Source organism: Pseudomonas taiwanensis DSM 21245 (assembly GCF_000425785.1).
GTDB classification, from domain to species: Bacteria; Pseudomonadota; Gammaproteobacteria; order Pseudomonadales; family Pseudomonadaceae; genus Aquipseudomonas; species Aquipseudomonas taiwanensis.
The window spans coordinates 295,590-321,940 of record NZ_KE384450.1 but is presented as its reverse complement, the minus strand read 5'-3'; the positions used below and the strand labels follow the sequence as shown (position 1 = coordinate 321,940).

Below are 26,351 nucleotides of genomic sequence, written 5' to 3'. Positions count from 1 at the left end.
TTCATGACATATGCACTGACAACTGTTCACCGCAGCGGACCCCGTACTTGCCTAGGCTGAGGGCTCCACCCGCCATGCAAGGATGCTGGCCATGCCACTCAAACGCTTGCTGCTCTCGCTGTTGCTGTTCCAAGCCTGCGGGGCCTTCGCCGCGCCATGCCATGACTGGCCACTCTCACAAGCCAAGGCCGAAATCGCCCAGCTACGCGGCACCCTGGCCGGCTGGGATGACCATTACCATCGCCTGGGCAAGGCCGAAGTCGCTGACGACATCTACGACCAGAGCCGCCTGCGCCTGAAACACCTGGAAACCTGCTTCGGCCTCGCCGGTCACGCAAATCCCCTGGCAAGTGCACGAGGGCCGATCCCGCACCCGGTCCCCCACACCGGCGTCGACAAGTTGAGCGACAACACCGAGGCCGAACGCTGGCTGACTGGGAAGACGGACGTTTGGGTGCAACCCAAGGTCGACGGGGTCGCCGTCTCGCTGGTCTACCGGCAAGGTCGACTGGTCCGTCTGCTGAGCCGGGGCGATGGCATCCACGGCCATGACTGGAGCCGCCACATCCCGCATCTGGGGTCGATCACCCGGCAGCTACCCCAAACCATCGACCTGGTGCTGCAGGGAGAGCTGTACCACCGCCTCGAAGAGCACGTTCAGGCCAAGGCCGGTGGCATGAATGCCCGAGGGACCGTCGCAGGGCTGCTGGCGCGTCAGCAGCTTTCACCCGAACAAGGCGCCAGCATCGGATTGTTCGTGTGGGACTGGCCTCATGGGCCGTCCACCCAGGTCGAACGCATGGCGCAGTTGGCTGCGCTGGGGTTTCCGGACAGCCAACGCTTCAGCAAGGCTATCGTTCAAGCGAGCGATGCCGCCCACTGGAGGCAACACTGGTACCGCACCCCTCTGCCCTTCGCTACCGACGGCATCATTCTGCGCCAGGACAACCGACCGCCCGCCGAGCGCTGGCAAGCCAAGGCGCCATACTGGATCGCCGCATGGAAGTACCCCTACTCGCAAGCGCTGGCCTCGGTTCGCGAAGTACGCTTTCGTGTCGGGCGCACGGGCAAGGTCACTCCTGTGCTGCAACTGCAGCCCATACGCCTGGATGACCGGATGATCAGCCAGGTAAGTCTGGGCTCACTGGCTCGCTGGCAGGCACTCGACGTACGCCCGGGAGACCAGGTAGCGATCAGCCTGGCAGGACTGACCATTCCACGCTTCGAGCAGGTGGTGCACCGCGCCCTGGCGCGGCAACCCGTGGCATCCCCCACGCCCGATCGGTATCACACCAGAAGCTGCTGGCAAGCAAGCCACGATTGCGAAGAGCAATTCATCGCCAGGCTCACCTGGCTCAGTGGCAAGCATGGGCTGGCCATGCCTGGTGTAGGCCCCGGCACCTGGCGCCGCCTGGTCCAGGGCGGCAAGGTACGCACTTTGACGGATTGGCTGACGCTGGATTCGGAGCAATTGACCGAAGTTCCGGGCATCAGCCATGCCAGCGCCCGCCAGCTCAAGCACAGCTTCGAAGCTGGCCGATCACGCCCCTTTGCCCATTGGCTGCGCGGCCTCGGCATACCCGCACCGGGCAACCTGGCACTTGATGGCGATTGGGAAACGCTGGCGGGTAGGTCCGCCAGGGACTGGCAAGCCTTGCCAGGCATCGGTGACACCCGATCGAAGCAGCTCGCCGCCTTTTTCGTGGACGATGAACTGCAAACCATAGCCGCTCGACTGAGCGCGGCGGGTATTCGCGGTTTCATGATCGGTGACGGGTCCGCTCAACAAAGAACCCCCTAAAAACATGTAGGAAAAATCTTTGTCTGGGCTAGAAAAACCAACAAGGGTTTATAAATCCGCAAAACCAAGGCAGGATTTCCCCCAACTTTTGCTGCCCCGCCCCGTCAAGGAGGCCCTCATGAAACGCGTTCACACCCTCGTCCTGCTGGCAACACTTGGCCTTGCGGCCACCGCCGTACAGGCCGCTCAACCGGACGAAGGCCTGACCGGCTGCGCCGCCAAGCGCAGCGCCATCGAGAATCAGCTGAAAATTGCCCGCGATCACGGTAACGATGCTCAGGTCGCGGGCCTGGAGGAAGCCCTGCGCGGGGTTGAGAACTGCAATGATGCCAGCCTGCGCAAAGAGCGCGAACAGAAGGTGCTCGATGCGCGCCATGAAGTGGCGCAACGCGAGAAGGACCTGAAGAAGGCCGAAGCCAAAGGCGACGCGGAAAAAATCAACAAGCGCAAGGACAAGCTTGCCGAGTCCCGCAAGGAACTGCAGGAAGCCGTGGACCAACTGGACCGCTGACCCGCCCATCGCCTCCCCTGAACCTTCGGGAGAGGCGCCCTCCCTCAATGGTTACGAAATTCCGTATGACAGGCTTTGCAAGCCGCTTCGACCCTGTCCATCGGCGCTTTCAGACTTGCCGCATCCAGCGGTTGCTTACGGGTAACATCGACCAACTCGCCCGTCACCCCTTCCAACTGCATCGCCAGGTCGTGAAAGCGCGCCTGTCGTTCCCAGACTTCAGGCCGGGCACTGCTGTCACCTTCATCCTTGACCTGGGGAAAATGCTGCCACGGCGCATGAGCCAGGCCATCGAGCTTCACCGCCCCGTCGGCGAACTTCACACCATCGAACGGCAAACGTCCGCGCAACATGCCGCCCATATCCTCACTGGTCTTGAGCATCTGCTTGAAGATCGCCTTGCGCTGCCCCAAAGGTGAGTTAGGATCGACACGGTCGCAGCCCACCAGGGCCAGGCTGATCAGCAGCAGGGCTGTGAAACATTTGAACATCACGGTCACATTGGCAGAAGGAAAGGGCCGACAGTATCCTCGCCTGCTCGACAAAGACCAATACCCTTACGAAAAACAAGGGAAGCTCCAAGGCCTCCCCTCAAGGATTCAGCCATGAAATCTGCTCTGCGCCACCTCGCCTGGGCGCTGCCTGCCCTGGCCCTGCTGGCCGGCTGCAACGGCGGTGAGAACGCCAAACCCGAACCCCACGCCATTGCCACCTACGCCCCCGCCACCTGGAACGACTTACCCAGCGTCAGCGACAGTGACCTGCGGGCCGGTTTCCAGGCTTGGCGCAACGGCTGCGAAAAGCTCAAGCGCGACCCTGTCTGGGCTGCAACCTGCGAAGCAGCGGCCAAAGTGCCTGACAACGCGATGCAGATCCGCGCCTTCCTGCAACAGCAGTTGCAAGTACTGGGGCTGCGCTCGGCCGAGAACAACGCCACCGGCCTGATCACTGGCTACTACGAGCCGGTCTACCCCGGCAGCCTGGAGCGCACCGACGCAGCACGGGTCGCGGTGTACGGCGTTCCCGAGGACATGATCGTGGTCGACCTGGCCAGCGTTTATCCGGAGCTCAAGGGCAAGCGCCTGCGCGGGCGGCTCGACGGTCGCGTGCTCAAGCCCTATGACACGGCCGAAGTGATCAACCGCGATGGCGTGAAAGCGCCAGTGCTGGCTTGGCTGACCGACCCGATGGACTTGCAGTTCCTGCAGATCCAGGGTTCGGGCCGTATCCAGCTGGAAGATGGCCGACAGGTGCGCCTGGGTTACGCCGACCAGAATGGCCACCCCTATCGCCCCATTGGGCGCTGGCTGGTCGAACAAGGCCAATTGAAGAAAGAAGATGTCACCATGGGCAGCATCCACGCCTGGGCACAAGCGAACCCACAACGAGTGCCAGAGCTGCTGGCCAGCAACCCCAGCTATGTCTTCTTCAGCACCCGCCCAGACAGCAACGAAGGGCCGCGTGGTTCGCTCAACGTGCCGCTGACCGCTGGCTACAGCGTGGCGATCGACCGCAAGGTGATCCCGCTGGGCAGCTTGCTGTGGTTGTCTACCACTCGCCCTGATGGCTCCCCCGTGGTACGCCCGGTGGGCGCTCAGGACACCGGTGGCGCGATCACCGGCGAGGTGCGCGCGGACCTGTTCTGGGGCACTGGGCCCGAAGCGGGTGAACTGGCCGGTAACATGAAGCAGCAGGGACAGATCTGGATGCTCTGGCCCAAGGACAAGCCGCTGCCTGAGGTGCCTAAAGTGCCTTGAGGTTGCACAGGCTCATCGCCGCCAAGCCGGCGATGAGCGCCACTTCAACTCAGATCGATACCACGAAGAACGAAACGATCAGGCCCAACCCGGCAAACCACACCAGCGAACGCAGGGCAGCCCAGTCTGCCAGGTAGCAGATGATGTACAGCAGCCGGCTGGTGATGTAGAGCACCGCCAGCACATCCTGGGTCACCTGCTCCGCATTGCCGACGATATCGGCCACCAGCACCGCCGCCGCAAACGCTGGGAATGCCTCGTACCCGTTCTGCTGCGCAGCATGGGCACGACGTGGCAAACCCGACAATGTGTCGAGGAAGCCGCGCGGGTCGTGATTATCCTTCAGGCCGAAACGACCACTCGTCTTGGCGATCAAGGCACAAAGCGGTGGCAGCACGAGCGCGATCAGGATGCACCACAGGGCAACGGTCATGTTCAGGACTCCTTGTTCGAGTTCGGGGTTAGAGCTTCATCACCAGCATGCCAGCCAGGACCAGCCCGCAAGCTAGGAGTCTCGGGCCGCCAAAAGGTTCTTTGAGATAGCGCATGCCAAGCAGCACCACCAGAATCACGCTCAGTTCGCGCAGCGCGGCAGCTTCGGCCACCGACCCCAGGTGCATGGCCCACAACACCAATGCATAGCTGAACAGCACGCACAAACCCACCGCCAACCCCAGCCGCCACTGGGTTTGCCAAAACAGCGCAAACTGCGGCCGCCGGGCCACACACGCCAGGACCGGGAAGGGCCAGGCGCTCAGCAACGTCAGCCAGACCAGGTAGTCCCAGGGCTTGCCCCAGAGCCTTACGGCCTGCCCGTCGAACCAGGTGTAACAACCGATACACAAGCCGATCAGTGCAACCACTGGCAGCATCGACCACGGCAGCCGCTCACCGCCGCCGCCCTGCCAGAGCAGACACGCCATGCCGCAGGGGATCAGCAAGATACCGATGATCTGCTGCTGGCTCAGTGACTCGCCCGCGAATGCCAGCGTTAGCCCCAGCACCACCAGCGGCGACAAGCCACGCATCAGAGGATAGACCAGCCCCAGGTCGCCAACCCGGTAGGCCTTGATCAGCAGGACACGGTACAACTGCTCGGCCAGGGCCGACGCCAGCAGCCATGGCCAGATTTCAGCCGGAGGAAACGCGACGAAGGCTACCGCCAACACCGCAAAGACCAATGCCACCGCATCCATGCTGGCAATGACCAGCAGTCGCTCGCCACTGAATTTGATCAGGGTGTTCCAGGTCGCATGCAGCAGGGCGGCGACCAGCACCAGGGATGTTGCCAACACGCCTTGTATCCTTGTGACGTTTCAAGCCTGTGAATATATAGCGATTGAGGCGCCCTGTGCGCCGCATCGCCGGCAGACCGGCTGCTATGGAATCTAGGCAGTGCAACAGTCCATATCGGGAACGATTCGAAAGAATCCGGTCAAAGTATGTGTCCCGAACCCCGCGCCAGGCCATCAAAGAACTGCCCGAGCCATTCGGGTTACGACTTGGAAGCCACCGTCACAGGATTTGGGATGCTTGAACTAGTTGCAGCGTTTATCTGCCTTACCACCCTCCTCACTTACGTCAATTACCGGTTCATCGGTCTCCCCCCCGCCATCGGCGTGATGGTGACTGCTCTGCTGTTTTCCCTGATGCTGCAGGGCCTGAGCCTGATTGGCTTTCCTGGCCTGGAAGAGCGCGTCGAAGGGCTGATGAACCAGATCGACTTCAACGACCTGCTGATGCACTGGATGCTGTCGTTCCTGCTGTTCGCCGGCGCACTGCACGTCAACCTCACCGACCTGCGCAGCTACCGTTGGCCGATCGGCCTGCTGGCCACCCTTGGCGTGTTGATCGCCACCTTCGTCATCGGCTATCTCGCCCACTGGGTGTTCGCCCTGTTCGGCTGGAACGTGCCGCTGATCTACTGCCTGCTGTTCGGCGCACTGATTTCACCGACCGACCCCATTGCCGTACTCGGTGCACTACGTACTGCGAACGCCTCCAAACCGCTGAAGACCACCATCGTTGGCGAGTCGCTGTTCAATGACGGCACCGCGGTCGTGGTGTTCACCGTGCTGCTGGGCATCATCCAGATGGGCGAGACGCCGAGCGTCGCTGAAACCGCCATGCTGTTCGTTCACGAAGCCGTGGGTGGCGTGTTGTTTGGCGGACTGATCGGCTATGCCACCTACCGGATGATCAAAAGCGTCGAGCAATACCAGGTCGAGGTGATGCTGACCCTGGCGCTGGTGATTGGTGGCTCGGCGATGTGCTACGAACTGCATGTCTCGGCCCCCATCGCCATGGTGGTGGCAGGCCTGATCATCGGGAACCTGGGGCGCAACCTGGCGATGAACGACATGACCCGTCGCTACATGGACGGTTTCTGGGAACTGATCGACGACATGCTCAACGCCCTGCTGTTCGCCCTGATCGGCCTGGAACTGTTGCTGCTGCCATTCAACTGGCTGCACTTGGCGGCAGGCGGCGTGCTGGCGGTTGCGGTACTGCTGTCACGGCTGCTGACCGTGGCACCGGCCATCGTCCTGCTGCGCCGCTGGAGAAGCGTGCCCAAGGGGACCGTGCGCGTGCTGACCTGGGGCGGCCTGCGTGGAGGGGTGTCGGTAGCACTGGCACTGTCGCTGCCGGTGGGCGACGAGCGTGACCTGTTGCTGTCGATCACCTACATCGTGGTGCTGTCGTCGATCCTGGTGCAGGGTCTGACGGTCGGCAAGATGGTGCGCAAGGTGAGCCAACCGGCCGAATGACACGCGGCGTAGGAGCCGGCCTTGCCGGCGAACACCAGCACAGCCGGCGCCATGCACCGTGGTGCTTGGTTCGCCAGCAAGGCTGGCTCCTACCTTTGGGCGACGCTTACTCGACAGCGGTATCCGGGAACTGGTCCTGGATGTACTTGATTTCGGTCCGCCCGTGCGGCGCCGGCAGCCCGTCCTCACCCAGGTTGACGAAGACCATCTTGTCGACGGTGAGGATCATCTTGCGGGTAATCTTGTTGCGTACTTCACACTTGAGAGTGATGGATGTGCGGCCGAATTCGGTGGCGGTGATGCCCAGCTCGATGATGTCGCCCTGACGCGAGGCGCTGACGAAGTTGATCTCCGACATGTACTTGGTCACCACGCGCTGGTTACCCAGCTGCACGATGGCGTAGATCGCCGCCTCCTCGTCGATCCAGCGCAGCAGACTGCCGCCGAACAGGGTGCCATTGGGGTTGAGGTCTTCGGGCTTTACCCATTTGCGGGTGTGAAAGTTCATCGGTACTCCTGACCTGCTTGGCTAACGTGGAGTAATGATGGCAGAGCGGCCGCCGGCGCTCCATTGAACATCGACTATCGTCGCGATTAATCGACAGAAAGCCTTGGGTGTGTCACACAGCCAAGGCTATAATCCCTGCCGTTTAACATGGTCGCCCACTGTGGCGCCATGCCCGCCACCCATCCGAGGGGCGCTGCAGCAGGCTCGGCCTGTCAGGCTCGGTTGGGGCGTTGTCCGCGACGCGGACGCTCAACGCACAACGGCGCCCATTCGCACACTACGAATGGAGGCTCTCAATGAGCGCTGTAAACACGCCTGCAGGTTTTTCCGACTTCAAGGTCGCCGACATCTCCCTGGCCGACTGGGGCCGCAAGGAAGTCATCATCGCCGAATCGGAAATGCCAGCGCTGATGGGCCTGCGCCGCAAGTACCAGGCTGAGCAACCGCTCAAGGGCGCTAAGATCATCGGCTGCATCCACATGACCATTCAGACCGCCGTGCTGATCGAAACCCTGGTTGCCCTGGGTGCCGAAGTTCGCTGGTCGTCCTGCAACATCTTCTCCACCCAGGACCAGGCTGCCGCGGCCATCGCCGCCGCCGGTATCCCTGTGTTCGCCTGGAAAGGCGAAACCGAGCAGGAATACGAATGGTGCATCGAGCAGACCATCCTCAAGGACGGCCAGCCATGGGATGCCAACATGGTCCTGGACGACGGCGGTGACCTGACCGAAATCCTGCACAAGAAATACCCGGCCATGCTGGAGAAAATCCACGGCGTGACCGAAGAGACCACCACTGGCGTGCACCGCCTGCTGGACATGCTGGCCAAGGGCGAGCTGAAAGTCCCGGCGATCAACGTCAACGACTCGGTCACCAAAAGCAAGAACGACAACAAGTACGGCTGCCGTCACAGCCTGAACGACGCCATCAAGCGCGGCACCGACCACCTGCTGTCGGGCAAGCAAGCCCTGGTGATCGGCTACGGTGACGTGGGCAAGGGCTCGGCCCAGTCCCTGCGCCAGGAAGGCATGATCGTCAAGGTCACCGAAATCGACCCGATCTGCGCCATGCAGGCTTGCATGGACGGCTTCGAAGTCGTCTCGCCGTTCAAGGACGGTATCAACACCGGTACCGAAGCTGGCATCAACGCCGACCTGCTGGGCCGCATCGACCTGATCGTCACCACCACCGGTAACGTCAACGTCTGCGACGCCAACATGCTCAAGGCCCTGAAGAAGCGTGCCGTGGTCTGCAACATCGGCCACTTCGACAACGAAATCGACACCGCCTTCATGCGCAAGAACTGGGCATGGGAAGAGGTCAAGCCACAGGTCCACAAGATCCACCGCACCGGCGCTGGTACCTTCGACCCGCACAACGACGACTACCTGATCCTGCTGGCCGAAGGCCGCCTGGTTAACCTGGGTAACGCCACTGGCCACCCAAGCCGCATCATGGATGGTTCGTTCGCCAACCAGGTACTGGCCCAGATCTTCCTGTTCGAGCAGAAGTTCGCCGACCTGCCAGCCGCCAAGAAAGCCGAGCGCCTGACCGTTGAAGTGCTGCCGAAGAAACTCGACGAAGAAGTGGCCCTGGAAATGGTCCGCGGCTTCGGCGGCGTGGTCACCCAGCTGACCCCGCAGCAGGCAGAGTACATCGGTGTGACTGTCGAAGGCCCGTTCAAGCCGCACGCCTACCGCTACTGATCAGCGGCCCAAGGGCCAGGCACCTTGCCTGGCCCTTGCAGGCAACGCTTCGCAACGATGCCCGAGCCAGGCCGGCCCAAACCGCCCTGGCTTTTATTTGCAGTTGCCCGCCTGGCGCTGGCAGCTGAAGGAACGAGAGATGTCACAAGAACGCCGCTACAGTTTCGAGTTCTTCCCCACCAAGACCGATGCCGGCCACGAAAAACTGATGGGCGTTGCCCGCCAGCTGGCCAGCTACAACCCCGACTTCTTCTCCTGCACCTACGGTGCCGGTGGTTCGACCCGCGACCGCACGCTCAATACCGTGCTGCAGCTGGAAAGCGAAGTTAAGGTACCGGCCGCCCCCCACCTGTCCTGCGTCGGCGATAGCAAGGACGAGTTGCGCGCCCTGCTTAACCAGTACCAGGCCGCCGGCATCAAGCGCATCGTCGCCCTGCGTGGTGACCTGCCATCGGGCATGGGCATGGCCAGCGGCGAGCTGCGCTACGCCAGCGATCTGGTCGAGTTCATCCGCCAGGAAACCGGCGATCACTTCCACCTGGAAGTTGCCGCTTATCCGGAAATGCATCCGCAGGCACGCAACTTCGAACACGACCTGGCCAATTTCGTGCACAAGGTCAAGGCCGGTGCCGACAGCGCCATCACCCAATACTTCTTCAACGCCGACAGCTACTTCTATTTCGTCGAGCGCGCACAGAAGATGGGCGTGGACATCCCTGTAGTGCCGGGCATCATGCCCATCACCAACTACAGCAAGCTGGCCCGTTTCTCCGACGCCTGCGGCGCCGAGATTCCACGTTGGATCCGCAAGCAGCTGGAAGCCTATGGCGATGACACCGCCAGCATCCAGGCCTTCGGCGAAGACGTGATCAGCCGCATGTGCGAACAACTGCTGCAAGGCGGCGCACCGGGCCTGCACTTCTACACCCTGAACCAGGCCGAGCCAAGTCTGGCTATCTGGAACAACCTGAAGCTGCCTCGCTGAAACAACTTGGAAACATCTGTTTAAGGAACAATTAAGGCTTTAGTCTTACACTAAAGCCTTATTATCCCTGTGGACAGCCAGGTTTGCCCGATATGCAGACACCGTCGCCTGCACGCTCGCAGCTCATCTACCTCGCGTTCGGCCCGGTGACTTATCACCAAGAGGCCTGTTTCAGCATCGTCAGCGCCCTCACTCACCTGGGTGAAACGCCTGGCGCCGCCGTTGACATCCATGTCTACACCGACAACCCGGCGCCCTACGGCAAACTGCCCGTCAACGTCCACGTGCTGGACGCTGCGACGCGCACGGCCTGGAATCTTCCCCATGGTTATCACTTTCGCAGCAAGCACGTGCTATTGCGCCAAGTGCTCGAACAGCATCCGCTGGCGGTACTGATCGACACCGATACGTTCTTCCGCACCTCGCCGCTGCGCCTGTTCGAACGCGTCAAGCCAGGCCAGTTGCTGTGCAACTTCATTGGCGCGCCCTACGGCGCGAACCGCAAGGCCGTGCTGTACGAAAGCCTTCACGCCATACTTCGCCAACGCGGACTGGCTGACGATCAGACGCGCATGGTCAACTCCGGAGTCATCGGCCTGACCCAGGCTGATGCTCAGATACTGGACCGCTCCATTGCCATGATGGACGAGTTCTATCCCTTGGCACCCACCGCCTACACACTCGAAGAGTTCTGCCTTGCAGTGGCCGCCCACCGCACCCTCGCGCTGGCCGAGTGCACCGATGTGATCCACCACTACTGGAGCCGCAAGCAGCAGTTCCGCGCCAAGATCCAGGCCTGGCTGCGCAAGCACGCCGATGAACCACTCAGTGAGGCGGCCCGGGCCGACGTGCTGCAGGTCAATGACCGACTGCCGCGCCCGCCAGCCCTGCACCGGTTGGGCTACAAGGCACTGACGCTGACCTTGCCGAGCCAGGAACGCCAGTTCGCCCGAGAACTGCTGTACGGCTGCTACCCGTATGGCAACGAGTTCGACCGGGCCTGCGCCCCGGCCTGGTGGGACAAAGCCCTGGAGAACTATGTGGCGCGCGAGGGCCGCATGGAGCCCGAGCAATTGCGCCGCTGCCTGCGCCATCCGGGCATGCGTCTGTCACTCGGTGGCCGGCGTAAGGAAATCGAGGGCCACCTGCTCGACGTCCCGCAGACCTGAACTGGCGCGCCGATATCTGGCCTTGGCCTAAGCGAGCGCGTAATCTGCGGCCATGCATGACGTCGCCCGCCTGCTGTGCCTCCTGTTGTTCGCCTGCCTGAGCCCTCTGGCCTTGGGTGAACGTTTGCGCCTGGTCACCGACGACTGGGCGCCGTACGTGTACCAGCACGACGGCCAGCCCAAAGGCATCGACTACGAAGTCACCACCGAAGTGTTCAAGCGACTGGGCTTCGATGTCGAATGGCAGTTCCTACCCTGGAAACGGTGCTTGGCCATGGTCGAGCAAGGGCTGGCCGACGGGGTGATGGATATTTTCGAGACCGAATCGCGCAAACCGTACATGGTCTACCCCGACGAGCCTATGTCGGACGTCGAGTTCGTCCTGTTCCAAGCCAGCGTGCGCCGCCACCCCGTCACCCGCCTGGAAGACCTGACCGGGCTGACGGTGGGCACTTCGCCCGGCTACTCCTACGGCGCCTCGTTCAGCGAATCGCCTTACTTTCGCCGGGAGGCGGCCCCTACCCATGAGGCCAACTTCGGCAAATTGATGCTCGGCCGCATCGACTTGCTGGTGACCGACCGCCGGGTCGGTCGTTATCTCCGCAAGCAATTGGGGCTCGAACGGCAGGTCGAGGAGCTGCCACTGATGATCAGTCGCCAGGCGCAATACCTGGGTTTGGCCCGCAAACCTGGGCGCGAGGACCTGGCCAGGCATTTCTCCGAAGAGCTGCAACGCTTCAAGCAGGAACCGGCCTACGCGGCGATCAACAACCGCTACTCCGACGACTTCGGCAATATTCCTGGCGCCGTTGAGCAGCAGGAACGCAGCACGCAGCGATAGCTCTGTTATACTCGGGCCTTCCCGCCCGGCTCACGCCCGGACGCTCGGCCTCGCAACAGGCATCCTGATCGGTAACGACGCCCCTTCGCGCTCGCCCTCCGCTGCCCGGATGCGCAGTGAAAGCCCAGCTGGACCGGACGCGATCGCATCCCGCCGATGCCCGTCGCGCCAGGCAGAATATCCCAACGGGCCCAGCCCCCACGAGAACAGGATTGCCCATGTCCTTTGCTTCCCTCGGTCTCTCCGAGGCTCTTGTCCGCGCTATCGAGGCAGCGGGCTACACCCAGCCGACTCCGGTGCAACAGCGGGCCATTCCCGCCGTGTTGCAAGGTCGCGACCTGATGGTCGCCGCCCAGACAGGTACTGGCAAAACTGGCGGTTTTGCCCTGCCGATCCTCGAGCGCCTGTTCCCGGGTGGCCACCCCGACAAATCGCAACGCCATGGCCCACGCCAGCCTCGCGTGCTGGTTCTGACGCCAACCCGCGAATTGGCGGCCCAGGTCCATGACAGCTTCAAGGTCTATGCCCGTGACCTTTCCCTGGTCAGCGCCTGCATCTTCGGTGGCGTCGGCATGAACCCGCAGATTCAGGCCATGGCCAAGGGCGTCGATGTCCTGGTCGCCTGCCCGGGTCGCTTGCTGGACTTGGCAGGCCAAGGCAGTGTCGATCTATCCCATGTGGAAATCCTGGTGCTCGACGAAGCCGACCGCATGCTCGACATGGGCTTCATCCATGACGTGAAGAAAGTCCTTGCCCGCCTGCCGGCCAAGCGCCAGAACCTGCTGTTCTCGGCTACCTTCTCCAAGGACATCACCGACCTGGCCGATAAGCTCCTGCACAACCCGGAGCGTATCGAGGTCACACCACCGAATACCACGGTCGAGCGAATCGAACAGCGCGTCTACCGTCTGCCCGCCAGCCACAAGCGCGCACTGCTGGCTCACCTGATCACCCTCGGCGCCTGGGAACAAGTGCTGGTCTTCACCCGTACCAAGCATGGCGCCAACCGCCTGGCCGAATACCTGGAAAAGCACGGCCTCACCGCCGCGGCGATCCATGGCAACAAGAGCCAGAACGCCCGCACCAAGGCATTGGCTGACTTCAAGGCCAACAGTGTTCGCGTACTGGTCGCCACCGACATCGCCGCCCGCGGCCTGGACATCGACCAGTTGCCCCATGTGGTCAACTTCGAGCTGCCCAATGTCGAGGAAGACTACGTCCACCGTATCGGCCGCACCGGCCGCGCCGGACGTTCGGGCGAAGCGATCTCGATGGTCGCTCCTGATGAAGAGAAGCTGCTCAAGAGCATTGAGCGCGTCACCAAGCAGAAGATCCCGGACGGCGACCTGATGGGCTTCGATGCCAGCAAGGTCGAAGCCGAGAAGCCAGAAACCCGTGAGCGTCAGCAGCACAATGGCCGTGGTGGTCGCAACCAGCAGGCCCGTGGCGAAGCAGGCCAGGAAGGCAGTGGCGGACGCAAGGACAAGGGAAAGGACAAAGGCAAGGCCAAGCAACAGGCCGCCGACAAACCCGCTGACAAGGAGAAGTCCGGCGAGCGCCAGCAACAGCAGCGCAAGCAACGCGACAAGAAGCCTCGCCAGCAGCAGGCCAGCACCAACGCTGTGCCGAAAGTACCTGCCGACCGTGATCCAGAAGAGTTCCTGGATGACGAGATCGACAACTTCGGTAACCGTGCCGACTACGTCAGCCCCTACCAAAACGCCAAGAACCAGGGCCGCAACCGTCGCCCAGGCGCCGCAGGCCAGGGTCAACAGCAAGGTCAGGGACAGCGCAGCAACGGCGGCAGCCAGGGCCAAGGCCGAAATGGCGGCCAGCAACGCGGCGCCAGCGGCGAGAAACGCCCGCCCCGCAACAACAATGGCGGTGGAGGTGGCGGTGCGCGCCGTGATGGTAACGCGGGTGGTCGTAACCGCTCGGCCGGTCGCAGCGACAACACACGGCAGGAACCGGCAGTGCGTAGTCCGCGCGAACCGCAGCATCAGCCGGTGATCATCCGCAAGGAATCCAAGCTCGACCGCTACCCAACGCCGGAACAACTGGAAGAGCTGCCGAGCCGGCCGCGTGGTGAGCGCCCTGCGCTGCTGACCCGCAATCGCTGATCGTTCGGCTACAAATGAAAACGCCGCCCATTGGGCGGCGTTTTCATTGCTAGCGCGAATTACTTCTGCTTCACACCTTCGACGCTGATATCCAGGTCAAGGGTCTGCGAGGTAGGGCCTGGGCCTTTGATTCCGAAGTCATTCAGGTTCAGCGTGGTGGTGGCGTTGAAACCAGCACGCTCACCGCCCCATGGGTCTTTGCCTTCGCCGTTGAACACAGCCTTGAAGGTGACCGGCTTGGTGACGCCGTGCAGGGTCAGGTCGCCAGTCACGTCAGCAGTCTTGGCACCGGTGGACTTGACGCTGGTGGAGACGAACTTGGCTTGCGGATACTTCTTCACATCCAGGAAGTCGGCACTGGCGATGTGCTTGTCACGCTCGGCATGGTTGGACCACAGGCTGGCGGTCTTCAGGTCGACATTGATCTTGCTGGCTTCAGGCTTGGCGCTGTCCCAGGTGAAGTTACCGTCGAAGTCCTTGAAGGTGCCGTGGATGAAGCTATAGCCCAGATGGCTGATCTTCCAGTCGACGAACGCGTGCTGGCCTTCCTTGTCGATCTTGTACTCGGCGGCCATGGCCTGGCCAGCAGAGATCAGAGCGGTACCGAGCGCCAGAGCGGCAAAAGTCTTTTTCAACATCCTTTCTTTCCTTTGCAATTGAGGTTGAGAATCAAGCTTTGCGGCCCAGCATGCGGGTCAGGGTCGCGTCACGGTCGATGAAGTGGTGCTTCAGCGCTGCCAGGCCATGCAAGGCGGCGAAAATCACCAGCGCCCAAGCCAGGTAGAGATGAATCTCGCCAGCCAGATCGGCCTGGTCGGGCAAATCACTGACCAGAGCCGGCACTTCGAACAAGCCGAACACCGGAATACCGACGCCATCGGCGGTGGAGATCAGGTAACCGGCGATCATCACCGCGAACAGCCCCAGGTACAGTGCCAGATGGCCCAGTTTGGCAGCTACACGCGTCAGCGGCCCATGGTTGGCCGGCGCTGGAGGCGGTGGGCTGATGAAGCGCCAAACCACACGCAATACCATCACCACCAGTAGCACCAGACCGATACTCTTGTGCAGATCAGGGCCGGATTTGCGCCATGGGCTGTAGTAGTCGAGGCCGACCATCCACAGGCCCAGGCCAAAAAGCCCGAAGACCGCCAGGGCCACGCCCCAGTGCAAAAAGATGCTGACCGCGCCGTAACGAGCGGGTGAGTTGCGCAGTTGCATGTCGACGTGTTCCCCCGTGAAAGCTGTGCACAGACTAACGCGTAACGTATCGAAGAAAAGCACAAAAAGTTGCTTCGATTAATCGAAAATTCCGATGCCGATTGTGAACGTTTCCTATTAAGGAAACATTAACAATAGTCGGGGAGGGATCGCTTGTCAGTGCCGGACTCAGCGCCGACAGGCCGGCTCCTGCAGGTCGTGCAGGAGCCGGTACGCGGGCTTCAGTCAGCTTTCGCTTGGGTGTTGTTTACCGCTTTCTTGACCGGCTCCGATTTGACCGTAGCCTTCTTCGCCTCGACAGGTTTGTGCGCCTGCTTGACTGCCGGCTTGTGCGCCGGGGCGTGCTTGGCCGGGGTGGCCTTGGTAGCGGCAGGCTTGGCCGGCTCTTCCTTGGCCACGACCGCAGGCGCTGCTACAGGGGTCGGCGCAGGGGTGGCGACAGGGGCCGGGGCCGGGGCCGGAGCCACCGCATCTGTTTTCACAACGGCTGCTGGTTTGGTTTCGGGTTTGTCGCCGCCGCCAAACAGACGCGAGAAGAACCCACCCTCCTTCTTGGCCGCTACAGCACCGGTTGCCGCAGCTGCAGCCACCGGCGCCGCTTTAGCCGGGTCGAACGACTTGCCTGCCAGCAGGTCCTGAACCTGGCTGGCAGCACGCTGACCACTGCGCAGGGCGCCTTCGAGAGTGCCTGGGTACAATGCATCGGTGTGCTCGCCGGCGAAGCTAATGCGTTGCACCGGACGCTCCCACAGGCGCCAGTACTTGCTGATCTGGCCTGGGCCATAGGCCAAGTAAGCGCCGCCAGTGTTGGCGTCGGTGCTGTAGCGCTTGAGTTCATACCCAGAGAACGAGCCACGGGCCTTTGGATAGAACGCGTGCAACCGGATCAGTACCTGGTCGACCATCTGCTTGTCGCCAAATGCCTGCAACAGGCGGGCATTGTCGCCGGACAAGTTGATAACGACGTTGGCACCGCCCTTGAGCGCTGGTTCGATCCACAGCATGCCAAGGCCAGCGTTGCTGAAGATTTCACCCGACATCCGGGCCTTGCTTTCCCACACAGGCTGCTTGAACTTGAGCATCAGCTGGTCGCGCCAGCCATAGTTGGTGCCCTTGAGGGCCGCCAGGTGCTGGCTGTCCAGGCCTGGGGTCATCTGGATCTTGGCCAGGGCACGCAGCGGCACGGCCATCACCAGGTAGTCCGCCTGATAGCCGACGCTACCGACCTTGACCGTCACGCCGTCCTTGTCCTGCACGATGGAGGTCACCGGCGAGCTGGTTTTGATGGTCTTGAGCTGCTTGACGAAAGCCTGCGCCAGGACCGGGCTACCCCCGGGCAGACGGGCGGCGCGCAGATCGCGGTCACTGACCCCACGATAGACACGGTTCTGCTGTGCGAAGTAGAGCAGCGACAGACGCGACGGCTCGTCATAGCGGGTACGGATCTGCTGGTTGATCAACTGTCGTGCAGTGGTCGGCAACTGCAACTTGTCGAGCCAGGTGGAGACGTTGATCTGGTCCAGAGCGAACAGGGTGCTGGTTGCCTGCGGGTTCAGCGGGTCCTCGATCGAGCGGGCCAGATCATCGAGCGTCTTCTCGTAGCGCTTGATGGCTTCGGCGGTGGCCGGCTGCTTGGCGGCCAGGTCCGTGGCACTGAAATACTCGCCGTCGATCAGGTAGCCAGGGGTACGAACGAACTCTGGCGCGGGCAGTGTTTCAAGCTTGAAACGGTCCAGGTACTGGTTCAGCACCGGCTGGGCCTTGCTGTTGCCGATCCACTCGCTGGTGGCCAGCCCCGAGCGACCACCCATGCCCGACTTGGCTTCCAGCAGAGTCACCTGCCAGCCCTTGTTCTGCAGCTCGTAAGCGGCGGTCAGGCCTGCCAGGCCGCCACCCACCACGATTGCCGAGGGTGTCTTGTCCTTTGCCAGCGCGGCACCGCTGGACACACCAATCAATACCAACGCGCACAGGCGCACCCAAGCAGCGGCCATATCGGCGAACTCCGAGTTAAAAGCAACAGAATAGGGAGAGGCAGGGATGCCCCGAGGGAGATGCGTTAAGAATACGTCAGGTCTGCAGACCCTGCCAGCTCAGTGATATCAAGTGCCTTTGCCAACTGACATTTTTGTTTTTGCGTCTCGCCAGCACACGATTTTCAGCACCTTGCCCAAGCGGGCCTGGACGCGCACCTGTCGCCATCTGACGGCAGCGGTTGTCGTGCCCGGCGGCATTGCTTAGGCTTACGCGGTCAAACCAAGCTGCAATGCCAGGAGAAGCGCCGATGGGCCTCAACGATCAGTGGATGCAACGTGACCTGAAGGTCCTGTGGCACCCCTGCACCCAGATGAAAGACCACGAGCAGCTGCCGCTGATCCCGATCAAACGCGGCGAAGGTGTGTGGCTCGAGGACTTCGAAGGCAAGCGCTACCTGGACGCCGTCAGCAGTTGGTGGGTCAACGTATTCGGTCACGCCAACCCACGCATCAACCAGCGCATCAAGGACCAGGTCGACCAGCTGGAGCACGTCATCCTGGCCGGTTTCAGCCACCAGCCGGTCATCGAGCTGTCCGAGCGCTTGGTCGCCATGACACCGGCCGGGCTCGACCGGGTGTTCTACGCCGACAACGGCTCATCGTGCATCGAAGTGGCGTTGAAGATGAGCTTCCATTACTGGCAGAACATCGGCAAGCCGGCGAAAAAGCGCTTCGTCACTCTGACCAACAGCTACCACGGCGAGACCATCGCCGCGATGTCGGTGGGCGACGTGCCGCTGTTCACCGAAACCTACAAGGCGCTGCTGCTCGATACCATCAAGGTGCCTAGCCCGGATTGCTACCTGCGCCCGGAAGGCATGAGCTGGGAAGAGCACTCGCGCAACATGTTCGCGGCCATGGAGCAAACCCTGGCCGAGCACCACCAGACCCTCTCGGCCGTTATCATCGAACCGCTGATCCAGGGTGCCGGCGGCATGCGCATGTACCACCCGGTCTACCTCAAACTGCTGCGCGAAGCCTGCGACCGCTATGGCGTGCACCTGATCCACGACGAGATCGCCGTCGGCTTCGGCCGCACCGGGACGATGTTCGCGTGCGAACAGGCTGGCATACGTCCGGACTTCCTGTGTTTGTCCAAGGCCCTTACCGGCGGCTACCTGCCGTTGGCCGCGTGCCTGACCACAGACACCGTGTACCAGGCGTTCTACGACGATTACCCGACCCTGCGGGCCTTCCTCCATTCGCACAGCTACACCGGTAACCCGTTGGCCTGCGCAGCGGCACTTGCGACCCTGGACATCTTCGAGCAAGACAACGTCATCGAAGCCAACAAGGCCCTGGCCAAGCGCATGGCCAGTGCCACTGCGCACCTGGCCGATCACGCGCATGTCGCGGAAATCCGTCAGACCGGCATGGCCTTGGCCATCGAGATGGTCCAGGACAAAGCCGGCAAGGTCGCCTACCCCTGGCAAGAGCGTCGCGGCCTGAAAGTGTTCGAGCATGCCCTGACACGCGGCGCACTGCTGCGCCCGCTGGGCAGCGTGGTGTACTTCCTGCCGCCGTACGTGATCACCCCTGAGCAGATCGACTTCCTTGCCGACGTGGCCAGCGAAGGTATCGACATCGCCACGCGCGACAGTGTGAGTGTCGCGGTGCCGGCTGATTTCCACCCTGGCTTCCGTGATCCGGGCTGACCTCGCATTTCGCCGCTCCCACCGGGAGATTCGTACCCTCAATACTCCGAGCAGAACCATGAGACTGTCCCGCTTCTTCATAGACGCCCCCCTGAGCCCAGGCGAGCACGACCTGCCCGAAGCGCAGGCCCACTACATTGGCCGCGTGCTGCGCATGGCGGCTGGCGATGCCGTGCAACTGTTCGACGGCAGCGGCCAGGAGTACCTCGGCCAACTGTTGGAGGTGGGCAAGAAAAGCGTACGCGTCAGCCTTGACCAGGCTCTGCCTGGGCAGGCCGAATCGCCACTGCACATTCATCTCGGCCAGGGCTTGTCCCGAGGCGAACGCATGGACTGGGCGATTCAGAAAGCCACCGAGCTTGGGGCGAACGAGATTACCCCAATCGTCAGCGAACGCTGTGAAGTGCGCCTGAAGGACGAGCGCGCCGACAAGCGCCTGGCCCATTGGCGCCAGGTGGCGATCAGCGCCTGCGAGCAATGTGGCCGATCCACCCTGCCGATCATTCACCCTCCCGTCACCCTCGCCGAGTGGCTCAAAAGCACCGAAGCCGACCTCAAGCTGGTATTGCACCCGGTAGCAGAGCCTCTGACCCGCCACGCCAAACCGACGCGCCTGGCCTTCCTGATTGGCCCGGAAGGCGGCCTGAGCGAAGCGGAAGTCGACCAGGCAAAAGCCGCCGGCTACCACGCCGCCCGGCTCGGCCCACGGGTGCTGCGCACCGAAACTGCACCGGTGGTGGCGCTGTCGGTGGCACAGCAGTTGTGGGGCGACTTCTAACGCACGTAGAACGACACGGCAATGAAGTGCATCAGGCTGCCGGCGATCACGAACAGGTGCCAGATGCCATGCCAGTGGCGGAAGCGACTGTCGAAGGCGAAGAAGATGATGCCCACGGTGTAGAACACCCCGCCGGCCGCCAACCAGGCGAAGCCGGCGCCACCCAGGCTGCGCAACAACGGTTCGACCGCGACCAGGACGATCCAGCCCATCACCGCGTAGATGACGATCGACAGGATCCGAGCTTCGGAACGCGGCTTGATTTCCTGCAGCATCCCAATCACCGCCAGGCCCCAGACCACGCCAAACAGGGTCCAGCCCCAAGGCCCCCGCAAGCTGACCAGGCAGAATGGCGTGTAGCTGCCGGCGATCAGCAGGTAGATCGAAAGATGATCGAGCTTGCGCATGATCACTTTCGCCCGTCCACGAGTGCTGTGGTAGAGAGTGGAAATGCTGTAAAGCAGCAGCAATGTGCTGCCATAGATGGAGAAACTGACGATTTTCCAGGGGTCGCCCTGCAGGCCCGCTACCACGATCAGCCAGATGGCGCCGATGCAGGCCAGCACAGCACCGACCAGATGCGTCCAGGCGTTGAAGCGTTCACCGTAATACATGCAAACACAGACCTCCTGAGGTGGGCAGGGTTCCTGTCTTGGTCGATTCCGACTCTATCGTCGGCAAGCCGGCTTCTACAACTCGCTGTGTGTAGGGGCCAGCCAAAGCACATGCTAACTGGCGACAGGTTGCAGTTGCGCGTCACGCACCAACCGCTCCAGCGCCACCAGGTCCGGCACCCGCGCCACCTGCTCGCCCACCTGCACCGCTGCCAGCTCCAGGCTGCCCAGCGCCACATCCACATAGTTGAGCTGGCTGTCGAGCTTGCACGAACGGGGAATGTCCTGCAGCAACAACGCCAGGTAACGCAGCCCGGTGTCGCCCAAGGCATTGAGCACGACGATGCGCGCGCGTTCGCCACAGGGGGTTTCGCCGCCGCAGGCCGCTTCGAAACCGATCAACGGCAAGTGCTGCTGGCGCCAGTCGATCCAGCCCAGGTGCCAGGCCAGCGCGTTGCGCTCGCACGGCAGCGAACGTCGGCCAAGCAACTCGGCCACGGCAACGTTGGGCAATACCAAGGTGCGGTCCCCCAGGGGCAGCAGCAACCCGGTCAGGCTGCTGCGCTGACCTGCGATCAGTTCAAGCATGGGTCTGGCTCCAGTGGGCGATGCTCTGCAACAGGACCGACTCCTGATAAGGCTTGCCGAGGTATTCGTTGACGCCGATGGCCATCGCCCGATCACGGTGCTTCTGCCCAGTACGCGAGGTGATCATGATGATCGGCAGGTCCTTGAGGCGCTCGTCGCGGCGAATGCGGGTGGCCACCTCGAAACCGTCCATGCGCGGCATTTCGATATCCAGCAGCAGCACATCGGGCCGATGCTCTTCGAGCTGGGTCATGGCATCTACACCGTCCTTGGCCGTCAACACGCTCATGCCGTGACGCTCCAGCAGGCGGCTGGTGACCTTTCGCACGGTAACCGAGTCGTCCACCACCATCACCAGCAGCGCCCGTCGTGGCGCGGGGCCAAATGCCTGGCGCTGCGCATCGCTGCCTCCCGGCAGGCGTGCCAGACGCCGTTGCTGACCCCGCAGCTGGCCCAGCAGGTCAAGAATCAGCACCACGCGGCCGTCACCGAGCAGGGTCGCACCGGACAGCCCCGCCACTGCGGCGAACTGCGGGCCCAGACTCTTCACCACGATCTCACGGCTGGGTGACAGGCTGTCGACCTGGATGGCGAACGATTGCTCCTGGGAATGAACCAGCAAGACCGGCAGGGGCACGCTCTGGCCCAGCAAGCTGGGCCGCGCCACGCCCTGCAGCAACTCGCCAAGATAACGCAGCTCGTAGGCATGGCCGGCGTACACATAGCGAGGCGAACTCAGTTGGTAGCAGGCATCGAGTTCCGCTGGCGGCACGCGGACGATACCTTCGATGGTATTGAGCGGAATGGCGTACTGCTCTTCCCCCAGGTGCACCATCAGAGCGCGGTTGATCGACACCGTGAACGGCAAGCGAATCAGGAAACGCGCGCCCTTGCCTTGGGCCGACTCGATGCTCATCGAGCCGCCCAGCTGCTTGACCTCTTCATGGACCACATCCATGCCCAGTCCGCGCCCTGAAATCTGGGTGATCTTCTCGGCCGTGGAAAAACCTGGGCGCAGGATGAACTGCAGGATTTCGTGATCGCTCAATTGTGCTTGCGGGTCCAGCAACCCGCGCTTGATCGCTTTGCGCCGCACCGCCTCCAACGGCACACCGGCACCATCGTCGGTCATTTCGATGACGATGTCGGCGCCTTCGTGCAGCAGGTTCAGGTGAATGGTGCCCTGCTCCGGCTTGCCAGCGGCCAGGCGTGCCTCACGCGACTCCAGACCATGGTCCACGGCATTGCGCAGCATATGTTCCAGGGGCGCTACCATGCGCTCCAGAACGCTGCGATCCAGTTCGCCTTCGGCATTGCCGACCACCAGCTCCACCTGCTTGCCCAGCTCGGTCGCCACCTGCCGTACCACTCGCTGCAAGCGCGGCACCAGCCGCTCGAACGGCACCATCAGGGTCGCGGTCAGGCCTTCCTGCAACTGGCTGGCTACCCGTGCCTGCTGCTGCAGCAGGCTGTAGGCCTCCTGGGCGCGCTGAGCCAGGGTTTCCTTGAGGTCGAGCAAGTCGGAGGCCGACTCGAACAGTGCCCGCGACAGCTGCTGCAACTGGGAGTGACGGTCCATTTCCAGCGGGTCGAAGTCGTCGTAGGCATCGCCCTCGATTTGCTGACGGCTGGAAATCCGCCCCTGGGTCTCGATGTCCAGGCGCAGCAGTTGATCGCGCATGCGCTCCAGCGTGGTTTCCATTTCGTTCAACGCGAACTGCGCGTCGTTGACCTGCTGCTCGATACGCCCGCGAATCACCGAATGCTCGCCGGCCAGGTTACCCAGCTCATCGAGCAACTCGGCATCGACCTTGACCATATCGCCCGCTGCCCGCTCGGGCGTCGTGGCGGGCGCTTCGGCCGGTGTCGCGTCGGCCGGGGCCTGGCCGGCAGCGCTGTCGGTCAGGGCCGCACTGCTGAAGTTACGGATGTAGTCGATCAGCGCCGTGGCTGCATGCAACGGCTGGCCCAGGCGCACGGCATCGAGCATGTGCGCCAGGCGGTCGTGACAGTTTTGCAGCAAGGCGAACAATGGCGGGCTGGGTGGCAGACGCCCGGCGGCCAGCAGTTCGTAGAGGAACTCCAGCTCATGGGCCAGGTCGCCGATGGCCGCGATTTCGACCATGCGTGCCCCGCCCTTGAGGGTGTGCAGGTCACGCAGCAGGTTATCCACCTCGACGCTGCTGCGCGGGTCGGCTTGCCAGCGCGCCAGGGCCTCGGCGGCACTTTCGACGATGTCCGAGCTCTCTTCCAGGAAGACTTCCAGCAGTTCCTTGTCGCCCGGGCTGTCCGCCTCTTCCACAATCGCCTCGCTGCTGGGCGGTGGCGGCGCGTGGCGCACCTCGCGCATTTCGCCCAACAAGTCGACCGCCGAAGACGGCGGCTGGCCCTGGCGCAAAGTGTCGAGCATCTCGCCCAGGGCCGCGTGGCCCCGCCGTAGCAAAGCGATCAACCCGGTACTTGAGCCAAGACGGCGGTCGACCAGGGCCTCGTAAAAAAGGCCAAGCTCTTGGGCCAGCCGCTCGACCGCGCCGACCGCAGCCATTTGTGCAGCCCCCTTGAGGGTCTGCATGTCGTGTTGCAGGGACGAGAGCGTGGAAAGATTGTCCGGTTCCTGACCCCATTGCTCCAAGGCCTGGTCGGCACTGTCGAGGATGTCCCGCGCCTCTTCGAGGAACAGTTGCGCCAACGCCGGGTCTTCAAGGTCCACGGCGGGCGGCAGAGGCTTGACCGAATCGCGGCCCACCAGGCCGGTGGCATCCGGTGCCAGGGCCTCGGCCAGCAGGCTGCGCAACGCATCGATCCGCTCCGGCCTGGCCGTGACCTCCTGCCCCGCCGCCACTTCGTCGAGCATGTCCAGCAGCGCCTCGTGGGCCTGCTGGGCCTGGGCGAAGAAGCGCGCATCCGCAACCAGGCTGCCCTCTTCCACTGCCCCGTAAAGATCCAGCAGCGCCTCGCAGACATCATCCATCTGCCACAGGTCCGCCAAGTGCGCGCCGTGACCGAGGGTGGTCAGTTCATCCAGCAGGGTGTCCAGTTCCTGCCGCTGGCCGGGGTGCTCCTGCCAGCGTGAAAGCAGCGACTCGGCATCGAGCAGGATGTCCATGCCTTGCCCCAGGAAACTGGCGATCAATTGCGGATCCCGTTTGCTTCGACGCCCATGCTGGGGGTCTTCATGCAGCGTGGCCAGGCGCTCGTCCACCCTTTGCCCGACCTGCTCTATCAATTGCGCCGCACCGGCAATGGCCGCCAGCGGCGTACTGCCGAGCTGGGCCAGGCCAAGGTGGAACAAGGTGCGCGCTGCTTCCAGCCATTGCAGCTCGGCGACTTGCAGCGGCAACTGATGCCCCTTGTATTCACGAACCAGCCGGTCGAATGCGGTGGCCAGCTCGGCGATCGGCATGACACCCGCCATGGCCGCGCTGCCTTTCAAGGTATGCAAGGCACGCTGCAGGGCATCGCTCACCGGGGTGTCGTGGCCGGCCGCCTCCTGCAGGAAGCTGTCCAGGCAAGCCAGGTGCCCCTGTGCCTCGTTGCGGAAAATGTCCAGTAGTTGCGGGTCGAGACCCTCGACCTCGGTGCTGGCAGGTGCATCGTTCTCGGCCAGCACGTGCAGGTGACTCGCCAGCTGTTCGATTTCGGTCAGTTGTGGCAACTGCCCTGCCGCAAAGTCGGCCAGCAGGTCGGGCAGGTGAACGAATACCCGCTGCAACGTCACCACGGCCTCCGGCACCAGCGCGATGCGCCCTTCCAGCACGCGGTTGAGCAAATGCTCGGCGCCCCAGGCCAGCTCCGCTACCGCCTCGGCATGCACCATGCGCCCACTGCCCTTGAGCGTGTGCAGGGCGCGGCGCACTTCGATCAAGGCTTCACGCAGGTGGTTGTCGGCCCGCCAGCGCAACCAATGCCGTTCGATGTCCGGCAGCAATTCGCCGGCTTCCTCAAGGAACACCTGGCGCAGTTCGTCGTCGATGCCGTCGCTTCCGGCCGACGAGTCGGCGCCAGTCTCGACCAGCGTGCATTGCACCCCCAATGCCGCCAGGCTGGCACGGGCCATGTCGATGAAGGGCTGGCCATCGGCCAATGGATCGGCCACCCGCCATTGCAAGTAGCACTCAGCAGCGCTCAGTGCTTCGGCCAGGTGCGTGAGCTCGTCCGCTGGCGGTTCGACGTCCAGGTGCTGCAACCACCCCTGGACGTAACTTGCGCAGCCGGCAAACACCTCGGCGGCAACCGGCAGCATGAGCATCGACAACGCGCCGCGCACCTGCTGCAGCAAGCCTGGCAGGGGCTGCAGACGTTGCCGGGGCCAGCCGGATTCCAGGCAGTCACCGATCAGGTCCTTGGCCTGCTGCACCACTGACAGCGACTCGCTCAGCACCAGCTGTCGAATTTCGGCCAGGTCCGAGCCAGGCAGCCCGCCCTGGCCGCCTTCCTCCAGTGGCCCGACCATGCCGTTGAGGGTGGCTTCGACGTACAGCAACGCGCCTGCCACATCCATCAGCACGGCGTCATCCGCTGCACGCTCGCCGAGCGCCAGTGCCTGCAGGGCCAGAACCTGGTCGATGATCACCCGTCGTGGTTGCTGGAAACCCAACACCGCCAAGGTGTCGGCGACATGGCGCAGGGGCGCCAGCAAGTCTTCCAGTTGCTCGCTGTGCTGACGGTCGCCACGCACGAAATGGTCCAGGCGCTCTTTGATGCGCATCAGGTCATCGCACAACGCCGTCACCACCGAGCGCAGGGCATCGCGCCCTGGCCCCGCCTGCATCTGCTCGCGCCAGTTGCCCAGCGACAGGTCGAGGTTGGCGAGGTCGTCGGCCCCGGCGAAGCGCTCGGCGGCGCCGCCGATCAGGCTGCCTTGGGCCAGCGGGCCTACACCACGGCAGGTGCGCAGTTGGTTGAGCAAGGGCAACATCACCAAGGGCAAGTCGTGGCGCGCACCGCGCAACCGCTCCAGATAGGAGGGCAACTGCTCCAGGCCCCGGAACACCGCGCCCAGGCACTCTCCTCGTGGGCTGACCTGGCCTTCGGCCAAGGCCCTGGCCAGTAGCTCCAATTCTTCAGCCAGGTGGGCCGCGCCCCGCAATTCAAGCATGCGCAAGCAACCATGAACCTGGTGCAGGTTATCGACGACGAACGCCAGTATCGACAGGTCGCCCGGTTCCCCGGCAAAGCGCTCCAGCGCCTGGCGGGCCTGACCAAGGCAATCGAGGATGGCTGCCTTGGTCCAGGCCAGGGCAACCGTATCGTGACGTTCGGGGGTGACTGCGGCAGACGCCATGGACAACTC

The 26,351-nt window shown here is 63.0% G+C and carries 21 protein-coding genes and 1 riboswitch; of the genes, 11 read left to right on the top strand and 10 right to left on the bottom strand.

From position 1 onward, the window contains the following. Positions 1-91: 91 nt before the first annotated feature. Complete coding sequence (ligB, locus tag H620_RS26030) at positions 92-1,801, top strand: NAD-dependent DNA ligase LigB (RefSeq protein ID WP_049818837.1); 1,710 nt, start codon at positions 92-94, stop codon at positions 1,799-1,801. A gap of 118 nt (positions 1,802-1,919) precedes the next feature. Further along, entirely contained in the window at positions 1,920-2,312 is a 393-nt protein-coding gene (locus H620_RS0120375) for a DUF1090 domain-containing protein (RefSeq protein ID WP_023378371.1), read from the top strand. Between the two features lie 44 nt (positions 2,313-2,356). On the opposite strand, the gene H620_RS0120370 is transcribed toward H620_RS0120375, so the two are convergent. Continuing rightward, a complete protein-coding gene (locus H620_RS0120370) occupies positions 2,357-2,803 on the bottom strand; it encodes a c-type cytochrome (protein ID WP_023378370.1) in 447 nt (148 codons plus the stop codon). Between the two features lie 114 nt (positions 2,804-2,917). Here H620_RS0120370 and mltA point away from each other — a divergent pair, with 114 nt between their 5' ends. Next, positions 2,918-4,069 (top strand): murein transglycosylase A, encoded by a 1,152-nt coding sequence (gene mltA / locus H620_RS0120365; protein ID WP_023378369.1) that lies wholly within the window; start codon positions 2,918-2,920, stop codon positions 4,067-4,069. 49 nt (positions 4,070-4,118) lie between these two features. On the opposite strand, the gene H620_RS0120360 is transcribed toward mltA, so the two are convergent. Further along, positions 4,119-4,502, bottom strand: a complete 384-nt coding sequence (locus H620_RS0120360) for an MAPEG family protein (protein ID WP_023378368.1) — start codon at positions 4,500-4,502, stop codon at positions 4,119-4,121. Positions 4,503-4,530: 28 nt separating this feature from the next. Continuing rightward, positions 4,531-5,364, bottom strand: a complete 834-nt coding sequence (locus H620_RS0120355) for a DMT family transporter (protein ID WP_023378366.1) — start codon at positions 5,362-5,364, stop codon at positions 4,531-4,533. Positions 5,365-5,598: 234 nt separating this feature from the next. Between H620_RS0120355 and H620_RS0120350 the strand changes: the two genes are divergently transcribed. Further along, positions 5,599-6,837 carry a cation:proton antiporter gene (locus H620_RS0120350; protein WP_023378364.1) on the top strand — a complete coding sequence of 413 codons (1,239 nt, stop codon included), beginning with the start codon at positions 5,599-5,601 and terminating at the stop codon, positions 6,835-6,837. 106 nt (positions 6,838-6,943) lie between these two features. Here the strand turns inward: H620_RS0120350 and H620_RS0120345 are convergent, their stop codons facing one another. After that, positions 6,944-7,345, bottom strand: coding sequence for an acyl-CoA thioesterase (locus H620_RS0120345; RefSeq protein WP_023378363.1), 402 nt, complete (start codon positions 7,343-7,345; stop codon positions 6,944-6,946). A 179-nt stretch (positions 7,346-7,524) separates the two neighbouring features. Beyond that, positions 7,525-7,620, top strand: a riboswitch (S-adenosyl-L-homocysteine riboswitch). 21 nt (positions 7,621-7,641) lie between these two features. Here H620_RS0120345 and ahcY point away from each other — a divergent pair. From ahcY to rhlE2, 5 genes are all read left to right on the top strand, one after another. Beyond that, on the top strand, positions 7,642-9,051 hold the full coding sequence (gene ahcY, locus H620_RS0120340; RefSeq protein ID WP_023378362.1) for an adenosylhomocysteinase: 1,410 nt from the start codon (positions 7,642-7,644) through the stop codon (positions 9,049-9,051). A 139-nt stretch (positions 9,052-9,190) separates the two neighbouring features. Then, entirely contained in the window at positions 9,191-10,036 is an 846-nt protein-coding gene (metF, locus tag H620_RS0120335) for a methylenetetrahydrofolate reductase [NAD(P)H] (RefSeq protein WP_023378361.1), read from the top strand. 92 nt (positions 10,037-10,128) lie between these two features. Beyond that, the gene (locus H620_RS0120330; RefSeq protein ID WP_027907945.1) at positions 10,129-11,205 is read left to right on the top strand and encodes a hypothetical protein; all 1,077 of its coding nucleotides are present in this window, start codon (positions 10,129-10,131) and stop codon (positions 11,203-11,205) included. Between the two features lie 52 nt (positions 11,206-11,257). Then, the gene (locus tag H620_RS0120325) at positions 11,258-12,046 is read left to right on the top strand and encodes a substrate-binding periplasmic protein (protein WP_023378359.1); all 789 of its coding nucleotides are present in this window, start codon (positions 11,258-11,260) and stop codon (positions 12,044-12,046) included. Between the two features lie 218 nt (positions 12,047-12,264). After that, positions 12,265-14,166, top strand: a complete 1,902-nt coding sequence (gene rhlE2 / locus H620_RS0120320) for an RNA helicase RhlE2 (RefSeq protein WP_023378358.1) — start codon at positions 12,265-12,267, stop codon at positions 14,164-14,166. A 59-nt stretch (positions 14,167-14,225) separates the two neighbouring features. Here the strand turns inward: rhlE2 and H620_RS0120315 are convergent, their stop codons facing one another. The 3 genes from H620_RS0120315 to H620_RS0120305 all read right to left on the bottom strand — a co-directional run bounded on the left by H620_RS0120315 (position 14,226) and on the right by H620_RS0120305 (position 17,381). Continuing rightward, complete coding sequence (locus H620_RS0120315; RefSeq protein ID WP_027907944.1) at positions 14,226-14,804, bottom strand: YceI family protein; 579 nt, start codon at positions 14,802-14,804, stop codon at positions 14,226-14,228. Between the two features lie 31 nt (positions 14,805-14,835). Next, positions 14,836-15,387, bottom strand: coding sequence for a cytochrome b (locus H620_RS0120310; protein WP_023378355.1), 552 nt, complete (start codon positions 15,385-15,387; stop codon positions 14,836-14,838). Between the two features lie 221 nt (positions 15,388-15,608). Then, positions 15,609-17,381: an FAD-dependent oxidoreductase gene (locus H620_RS0120305; protein ID WP_023378347.1), complete on the bottom strand. Its 1,773-nt coding sequence runs from the start codon at positions 17,379-17,381 to the stop codon at positions 15,609-15,611. Between the two features lie 290 nt (positions 17,382-17,671). Between H620_RS0120305 and H620_RS0120300 the strand changes: the two genes are divergently transcribed. Together H620_RS0120300 and H620_RS0120295 are read left to right on the top strand one after the other, a co-directional pair. Continuing rightward, positions 17,672-19,078 (top strand): adenosylmethionine--8-amino-7-oxononanoate transaminase, encoded by a 1,407-nt coding sequence (locus H620_RS0120300; RefSeq protein WP_027907943.1) that lies wholly within the window; start codon positions 17,672-17,674, stop codon positions 19,076-19,078. A gap of 58 nt (positions 19,079-19,136) precedes the next feature. After that, positions 19,137-19,856 carry a 16S rRNA (uracil(1498)-N(3))-methyltransferase gene (locus H620_RS0120295; RefSeq protein WP_023378344.1) on the top strand — a complete coding sequence of 240 codons (720 nt, stop codon included), beginning with the start codon at positions 19,137-19,139 and terminating at the stop codon, positions 19,854-19,856. On the opposite strand, the gene trhA is transcribed toward H620_RS0120295, so the two are convergent. From trhA to H620_RS0120280, 3 genes are all read right to left on the bottom strand, one after another. Beyond that, positions 19,853-20,470 carry a PAQR family membrane homeostasis protein TrhA gene (gene trhA / locus H620_RS0120290; protein ID WP_027907942.1) on the bottom strand — a complete coding sequence of 206 codons (618 nt, stop codon included), beginning with the start codon at positions 20,468-20,470 and terminating at the stop codon, positions 19,853-19,855. The genes H620_RS0120295 and trhA overlap by 4 nt on opposite strands. Positions 20,471-20,584: 114 nt before the next feature. Then, entirely contained in the window at positions 20,585-21,058 is a 474-nt protein-coding gene (locus tag H620_RS0120285; RefSeq protein WP_023378341.1) for a chemotaxis protein CheW, read from the bottom strand. Continuing rightward, the gene (locus tag H620_RS0120280; RefSeq protein ID WP_049818836.1) at positions 21,051-26,342 is read right to left on the bottom strand and encodes an Hpt domain-containing protein; all 5,292 of its coding nucleotides are present in this window, start codon (positions 26,340-26,342) and stop codon (positions 21,051-21,053) included. The genes H620_RS0120285 and H620_RS0120280 overlap by 8 nt, the downstream gene beginning before the upstream one ends. Positions 26,343-26,351: the final 9 nt, after the last annotated feature.